Source organism: Catenulispora rubra, from assembly GCF_015356825.1.
Taxonomy (GTDB): Bacteria; Actinomycetota; Actinomycetes; order Streptomycetales; family Catenulisporaceae; genus Catenulispora; species Catenulispora rubra.
The window spans coordinates 23,237-30,506 of sequence record NZ_JAACYW010000130.1; the positions used below are offsets into that span (position 1 = coordinate 23,237).

Annotated in this window: 5 protein-coding genes; 1 reads left to right on the forward strand and 4 read right to left on the reverse strand. The window is 71.0% G+C overall.

The genetic code is table 11. From position 1 onward, the window contains the following. Positions 1-49: 49 nt before the first annotated feature. The 3 genes from GWK61_RS30045 to GWK61_RS30055 all read right to left on the reverse strand — a co-directional run bounded on the left by GWK61_RS30045 (position 50) and on the right by GWK61_RS30055 (position 3,676). Complete coding sequence (locus tag GWK61_RS30045; protein WP_194914392.1) at positions 50-1,390, reverse strand: FAD-binding oxidoreductase; 1,341 nt, start codon at positions 1,388-1,390, stop codon at positions 50-52. A gap of 152 nt (positions 1,391-1,542) precedes the next feature. Continuing rightward, the gene (locus GWK61_RS30050; protein ID WP_194914394.1) at positions 1,543-2,166 is read right to left on the reverse strand and encodes a hypothetical protein; all 624 of its coding nucleotides are present in this window, start codon (positions 2,164-2,166) and stop codon (positions 1,543-1,545) included. Between the two features lie 82 nt (positions 2,167-2,248). After that, positions 2,249-3,676: an alkaline phosphatase family protein gene (locus GWK61_RS30055; RefSeq protein ID WP_194914397.1), complete on the reverse strand. Its 1,428-nt coding sequence runs from the start codon at positions 3,674-3,676 to the stop codon at positions 2,249-2,251. 339 nt (positions 3,677-4,015) lie between these two features. Here GWK61_RS30055 and GWK61_RS30060 point away from each other — a divergent pair, with 339 nt between their 5' ends. Continuing rightward, positions 4,016-5,191, forward strand: coding sequence for a PP2C family protein-serine/threonine phosphatase (locus GWK61_RS30060; RefSeq protein ID WP_194914399.1), 1,176 nt, complete (start codon positions 4,016-4,018; stop codon positions 5,189-5,191). Between the two features lie 56 nt (positions 5,192-5,247). Here the strand turns inward: GWK61_RS30060 and GWK61_RS30065 are convergent, their stop codons facing one another. After that, positions 5,248-5,868 carry a TetR/AcrR family transcriptional regulator gene (locus GWK61_RS30065; RefSeq protein WP_194914400.1) on the reverse strand — a complete coding sequence of 207 codons (621 nt, stop codon included), beginning with the start codon at positions 5,866-5,868 and terminating at the stop codon, positions 5,248-5,250. Positions 5,869-7,270: the final 1,402 nt, after the last annotated feature.

A 7,270-nucleotide genomic window follows, 5' to 3' on the forward strand; every position in this document is an offset into this window, starting at 1 on the left:
GCGAGGCGCGGGGGCCGCCCGCCGCGTGTCGATCAACCCTCGATCAACCCTACAGAGGTCGCACGTTGTAGTTCGCGGCGAAGAGGTTCGCGGGGTCGTACTGGCGCTTGACCGCCGCGAGCCGCTTGTGGGTGTCGGTGGGGTAGGCGGCTCTCACGTCCGAGTCGGTGGCGGTGGTGTTGAAGTTCGGGTACGTGCCGCTGACGTGCGGGGCCAGCCGTTGCCAGACGGCGTCCAGGGCCGGCAGCGCCGCCTCGATCGCCGGGGCCGGGCCGATCGCGGCGGTGCCGATCATCAGCTCCGCGCGGCGGTGCGCGAAGGCGGTGGCGTCGTCGGCCACGCGGGACAGCGCGCCGCCGATGCTGCGGATGGTGAGGAACGGCGCGCCGGGGGCGGCCCCGATCTCGGTCATGATGCGCAGGGCGGGGTCCACGCCGGCGCGCTCGACGAAGGCGTTCTGCGTGTGGAAGCGGATTTCCGGCGGCAGGGCCTGCCCTTCCTCAAGCGTGTCCCCGTAGGCCTTGAGGGTGACGTCGTCGTCGATCACCGTGCCGAGCGCCCGGATCGGATCGAGGGCGGCGTTCGCCTCGTCCTCGAAGTCCCCGTCGTAGGCCACGAGGATCTCGACCGGGGCGTCGGGGCCGCCGGCGAAGGGGTTGGCGAAGGCGGCGACCGCGGTCAGCGCCTCGGGTGCGGTGCGCATGTACTCGGCCCAGCCGTGGATCACCTTCGCGGCCTCCGCGCCCGGGAAGGTGATGCGTCCGTGGAAGACGTCGGTGGTCGGATGCGCGGCGAACTCGAAGGCGGTCACGATGCCGAAGTTCCCGCCGCCGCCCCGGACGGCCCAGAACAGCTCGGGGTTCTCGTCCTCGTCGGCGGCCACGACCGCGCCGTCGGCCGTCACCACCTCGACCCGCACCAGGCTGTCCAGCGCCAGGCCGTACTTGCGCACCTTCCAGCCGATGCCGCCGGAGAGCGTCAGCCCGCCGACGCCGACGCTCTTTGTGTCGCCGGAGGAGATGGCCAGTCCGTGCGGCGCCAAGGCCGCCGCCACCTGTCCCCACGTCGCGCCGCCGCCGATGCGCACCACATGCCAGCCGCCGTCGACGAGTTCCACGCCGGCGAGCGCGCTCAGGTCGATCACGACGCCGCCGTCGTTGGTGCCGAAGCCGGGGAAGGAGTGGCCGCCGCCCCGCACGGCCAGCGGGAGGCCGGACGCCGCGGCGTACTTCACGGCCGCCTGGACGCCGCCGACGCTGCTCGGCCGGAGGATGACGGCCGGGGCGCCGGTGGCCAGCAGGGTGTCGGTGTTCGCGGCGTATTCGGGATGTCCGGGTTCGATGACGTCGCCGCTGAAGTCGCGGCTGAGGGTGGTCAGCGTCGTGGTCATGGCCGCCTCCTGCGGTGGTCGTGCTCGTCTGTCGTTCTGAGGTCGAACACGAGACGCCGGAGGTCGACAGGGTGTGACGTCGGGATTCTGTGACCTGAGTCACAGGGGTCGCGGGCGGTGCGCAGAGAATCAGGGGCCTTCGAAAGATCCGCTCAGTCCAGCTCGATGTTGAAGTCCCACACCGCGACCACATGTCCGTCCTCGCGGAGCGTGACTTGCGCCGCGCCGGAGGTGAACGTTCCGCGCACGACCAGATCCGCCGTGCCGCCGGCCGTCGCGGAAGCCTGAGCCGGTCCGACGGCCGTCAGCTTGATGTCCGTGCCGTGGTCGTCGCGCGAGGACAGGTCGGCGGTCGCGGCCTTCAGCGTGCCGGTGGTGGCCGCCAGGTGCAGCGTGATGGTGCCGGCCACCTGCGTGGGCATCTTCGCCGGGAGCGGTGTCGGCAGGTCCTCGGTGGGGCCGAGCGCGGTGATCACGCCGGCTCCGGAGGGCAGTGTCACGGCCACCGGGGAGCCGACCGCGACCAGTTGCGGGTGCGACTCGTCGGCCGACGGCGTCGGCTGGGTCTTCGGGGCGCTGGGGATCGGGACGGCGCCGAGCTTGTTGACGACGTCCTGCGGCGAGGAGTCCGACGAGCCCGATCCGCTGGAGCAGCCGGCGGCGAGCAGCGCGACCGGGACGACGGCCGGGACGACGGCCAGGGCGATGGCGAGGCGGCGCACGCCGGACCGGCCGAAGCCGGTCCGGCGCGGGGCCGCGGTCTGCGGGGTGTTCACGGGAGGTACCCGATCACCTTTCCTGGAGAAAGCCTTCGGCTCCTCCGGCGGGCGCCGAGCCCGCCGGAGGAGGAACGGGGTGTCAGCGCGCGTAGACGCTGCCGGCCGGGATCTCCGCACGGCCGACGTCGTCCACGCCGGCCACCGCCGGGTACGTGATCGAGCCGGATGCGGCCGGGGGCAGGGCGCGGCCGGACGGGTTGTTGTAGACGTCGCCGCCGAACGGGCGCAGGCCGTCGGCCGCGGCGTAGCCGAGGTGGCCCTTGCCGTCGGTGCCGCCGTGCCGCACGCCGAACAGGTCCTCCATGCTGGCCAGCCAGCTGTAGTGGTTGTACGGCTGGGCGCTCACCGATCCCGGCTTGATGAAGCGGGAGATGAACACCGCGCCGGTGATGCCGCCGCCGGGCGTGGTGTCCTGGCCGAAGGCCTGGTCACCGGGCTGCGTGGTGTTCGGTCCGGGCAGCTCGTTGCAGCACGCGACGACCGACTGCGCGGTGTCGGTCGGGGTGTTCAGGCCCGAGGCCGCCGGGTTGCCGGTGTAGTCGGCGATGGAGTTCCCGTACATCTTGTAGGGCGGGAACGCCTCGTCGAAGATGATCTGGATCTCGCCGTCCTTCTGGAACGCCGGGGAGGCCATGATCTCGGGGATCGTCTTCTCCAGGAACAGGTCCGAGGCGTACAGGCCGCCCTGGTGGTTGTTCGGGTCGCCGGAGAGGTTGTCGCCCTTGCAGGTCGCGTCGTGCGCGTCCGAGCAGTTGTCCGGGGAGATCCAGGAGAAGGCCGGCGTGGTCTTGATCGACTTCAGGTCCTGCGCCAGGCTGTTCTCGGCCGGGTGGCCGGGGGCGGCGGCCAGGCCGTCCAGCGGCACGACGTTCTTGCAGTCGCGCGGGTTGTCGATCAGGGAGTGGAACCACGGCGCCGGGTTGTGCTTGGCCACGTACTGGTCGGCCGCGGTCGCGCCGCCCGGGTCCGGGACGCCGGCGCCCGACGGGTCGCCGGGTGCGCCGCACCCGTAGGCGTTCTCGCGGGTCGGGGTGTTGCCCATCTCCTGCGCGTAGATCTTCCACGGCAGGTGCTTGTCGTCGAGCTGGTTGAACAGCGTCTTGGTCGACGCCGGGTACACGCAGCCGGAGGTCGCGTTGACCTGGCCGTCCGCCGCGCGGGTGCCGGGCGAGACGTTCTTGTAGGTCCCGCAGTCGCTCTGGTCGTCCGGCGCCGGGGCCTGGCCGGAGACCAGGCTGATGTAGTTGTCCAGGCTGAAGTGGCCGGTGCCGTAGTACTGCGTCAGCAGCTCGCCGTAGGAAGGCAGCGTCTTCCACAGGTAGCTGTTCTGGTTCAGGCCGGAGAAGGTGGCCTCGTAGGACTTGTTCTCCAGGATGATGGTCCAGACGTGGCCGATCTTCGGCGTCTTGCCGTGGTCGGACTCGGCCTGCGCGGTTCCGCTCGTGGTCATCACCATCGCGGCCGTGGCGCCGAGCGCCAGTAGCCCGGCGGCAACTTGCTTTCTCATGTGACGCAGCGTTCTTGGGCGTCGCCCGGGAAGTCTCATGCGGTCCCCTCGGTACCGTCCGTCCGCGCCCCGATCGGCGCGGATGCCATGCGGAGCCAACACCTCGGAGTCGGACTGGGCCGGTGACGGAGTTGGCCGGAGGTTTGCGGCAAGGTGAACATCGCCTCGCCGATGGTATTCGAGCCCTGGTGAACGTGGTAGCCCAAACGTGCGAATCGGGCGATTCCTCGACATCTGCGGGCCGCGCCGCGTTATGCTCCGTCCTGTCGGATTAAGGACGCTGAGAGGCGTGGGCACGCGTTGGATGGTCCTTTGACACGATGGGTCCGGGCAGGCGGCGTGGGCACGCGCCGGCCGGCCGAGACCGGGCGCGCCCTTTTCCTGCTGGTGCTGCCCGGGATCTGGGTCGCCGCGGTGCTCATCATGCAGGTCCTGCTCCCGGCGCGGATCCAGCTCGCGCCGCTGCTGGCCGCCGCCCCCGCGATCGCCTGCGCCGGCACCGGGCGACGGCAGTGCGTGTGGCTGGCCGGCCTGTGCGCGTTCGTGGCCCTGCTGCCGGCGACCCCGGGCAACGGCTCCGGCGGCGAGGCGCAACGGATCGGCACGTTCGCGGCGATCCTGACGGTGGTGGCCGTCAGCTTCGTGATCTCGGTCCGCAGGCAGCGGATGATAGGCGAACTGAACCAGGTCCGGGCGGTCGCCGAGGTGGCGCAGCGGGTGCTGCTGCGGCCGCCGCGACCGGCGGTCGGCGACGTGCTGGTGGCCGCGCGCAGCGCCTCGGCCTCGGCGGGCGCTTCGGTCGGCGGCGACTTCTACGACATCGTCGACACCCCGTACGGCGTGCGCGCGATCATCGGTGACGTCCGCGGCAGCGGCCTCGGCGCGGTCGAGGTGGCCGCGGTGCTGCTCGGCTCGTTCCGCGAGGCCGCCTACGACGAACCGGATCTGCGCGACGTGGTGCGCCGATTAGAGGTGAGCCTGCGCCGCTTCCTCGGCGACGCGGACGCCGCCGCGGCCCACGTCCCCCTCGCCGACGGCGCACGGCTCTGGGAGACCTCGAACTCGCTCGCGGTGGCGCCGCCCCGAATGGTGGTGGACGTCCGCGAGGAGTTCGCCAGCGTCGCGGTGGTCTCGATCCGCCCCGACGGCTGGCTGGAGCACGTGAGCTGCGGCCACGCTCCGCCCTTGATGGTGCGCTGCGGAGCGGTGTCGACGGTGCAGGGCCAGTCGGTGGGATTGCCGCTGGGCCTCAGCGCCCTGGCCCCCGGTGCGGACGACCGGGCGCGGCTGGTGGTGACGCCTTTCGACAGTGGCGACTCATTGTTGCTTTACACCGACGGCGTCACGGATTCGGGCGGCCCGGACGTCGAGCCGCTGCCGCTGACGCAGATCCTGGAAGACCTGGCGGACGCCGAGCCGGAGTACGTGCTGTCGGCGATCGAGGCCGAGGTGACGGTGCGGGCTCGCGGGGCGCGGGCTCGGGATCTGGCGATGTTGTTGGTGCACCGGCCTTGAGAGTCCTGAGGGGGTCTGAGGGGGCCTGAGCGGGTCTGAGGGCCGCACCCAGCCCTTCACCCCTCCAAAGGAAGCGCCGAGTATCCCGGAGTCCGCAGCCCGTCCAGGAACAACTGTAAATACCGCCGCGAACTCCGCCGCACCGTCACATACCCTGGCAACGGACGCGTCAGCTGCGCGACCGCCACGATGATGTCGGCGACATCCACATCCGGCCGCAGCATCCCGGCCCTTCGCGCTCTTGCGAGCATCGTCTCGACCAGCGCGTTCAGCCGCCCTTCCAGCGCCTTGACATCCGGGTCGCCCGGGTCGTAGGCCCCGTCGAGCATCACGCACATCGCGCCGATCCGCTCGTCGGCGGCGGCGAGGACGAAGCGGCTCAGCGCGTCGAAGGGGTCGTCGCCCAGCGCCAGCGCGGTCTCCGCGCGGTCGGCGGTGCGCTTCAGCACGCTGCGGACCACCGCGAGCACCAGCGCGTCGCGGTCCGGGAAGTGCCGGTAGACGGTCGCGTTGCCGATGCCGGCGCGGCGCGCCACCTCGTCGATCGGGGCCTGCCAGCCGACCTCGGTGAACAGGTCGCGGGCGGCGGCGACGATGCGCTCGCGGTTGCGCAGCGCGTCGACGCGGGGTGCTCGGGCGCGCGGTGCGCGGCGTGGGGTGGTGGCCACGACGTCCACGGGTTCCTCCTGGGCGGTCGGGGCTTGGTGGGGGCCCGCACCATCGTAGCCTTTGGAAATACACTGATTGACGGCGCTATGCCCGTTTCGGATGAGGAGTGGAAGCCGCCGCGCACGAGACACGGAGGGGGTGCGTACTCGGGCGCGGCGGCCGTTTTCCAAGGATCTACCTGCGGAGGGATCCTCGTCGGGGACCAGGTCCCCTGTGCAGGGTAACGCATCTTCCGGGGAAATGTTCCCCGGAAAATACGATACTTAGCGTTGCTTATTATATGCCTCCGGGGACGCCGGGGAGAGGGGGGTCGTGGAGAGGTAGCGGGCGTACTGGAGGGGGCATTTCGGCGCTGGTGGCTTAGGTGTGGGGTTGGGGTTGGTCTTGTGTGTGCGGTTGGTGTGTGGGTTTACAGGCTTACAGGCGTTTTTTGACGGCTTCGCGCAGGGTTTGATGACCTCGCTGGGGGACGCAGTTCGGTGGTGGGTGGTGGGTTGCGCTGGCGGCTGGCCGGTTCACGTGTTCACGACCGCGCGCCGGTCCGAGTCACTGCGCACGCGTCTGGTCTGGCGGCCGTCTGCCGCGTGTGGTGGGCACCGAAGATCAAAGTCAAGAGCAGGTGCCTCTGGCGGGCCTCCTCGACGAGGGATGACCCGCGCGTCCGGCGGTTTGGCGGCGGCCCGCGACTGTTCGGCTTCCTATCCGCTGCTGCCTGCGCTGCGCTGACCGGTGGCGGTTGTTGCTTGTGGTCGCCGAGGTTCTGTGCCCCTCGCCGCGTCGTCGCCTTACGGAACCAGCCCGGTTTGGCGGTGTCCAGCCGCATCGCTGCTGCTGTGGTCGGGCCTCGTCCGGCTGGACACCGCCAAACCGGCCAGGTTGGCTGCGCCCGCCGACGCGGCGAGGGACCCAGAACCAACACCCCGCATGGTCCTTCGGACCCCCTCACCACGGCACCGGCTACGCTGTCCCCTCACCAACCCAGACCGCCGCCACCACCAACACCGCCACCAACGCCACCACCGCCACCAACGCTGCGGGCGTGACCGTGACCTGCGATACCGGCAGAGGACAGCGGCAGCGCCCGAGCCGGTGCGGCCAGCCCGCCCGGCCCCGATGCGATCCGGTGCCTCACCAGCTTCGGGCGGCGACGGGCCGACCCCGACCGGCCATGTCGTTCGGTGGATCCTTCTTACACGCACCCGGGGTTGTCCTGGTTCCCTCCGGGCGACGTCAGCGACGAGGGATCCAGGACATGGTGACCACAACTCGGACCGCCGCCTGCACGCGGGGTTGGTCATCCCTCCGAGCCGAGGCCCTCGCCGGAGGCGCCTGCTCTTGACTTTGATCTTCGGCACCCACCACACGCGGCAGACGGCCGCCAGACCAGACGCGTGCGCAGTGACTCGGACC

Excerpts from the sequence above, each read along its gene's own strand:
- GWK61_RS30045 (WP_194914392.1), bottom strand. The coding sequence starts at position 1,390 with ATGACCACGACGCTGACCACCCTCAGCCGCGACTTCAGCGGCGACGTC.
- GWK61_RS30055 (WP_194914397.1), bottom strand. The coding sequence starts at position 3,676 with ATGAGAAAGCAAGTTGCCGCCGGGCTACTGGCGCTCGGCGCCACGGCC.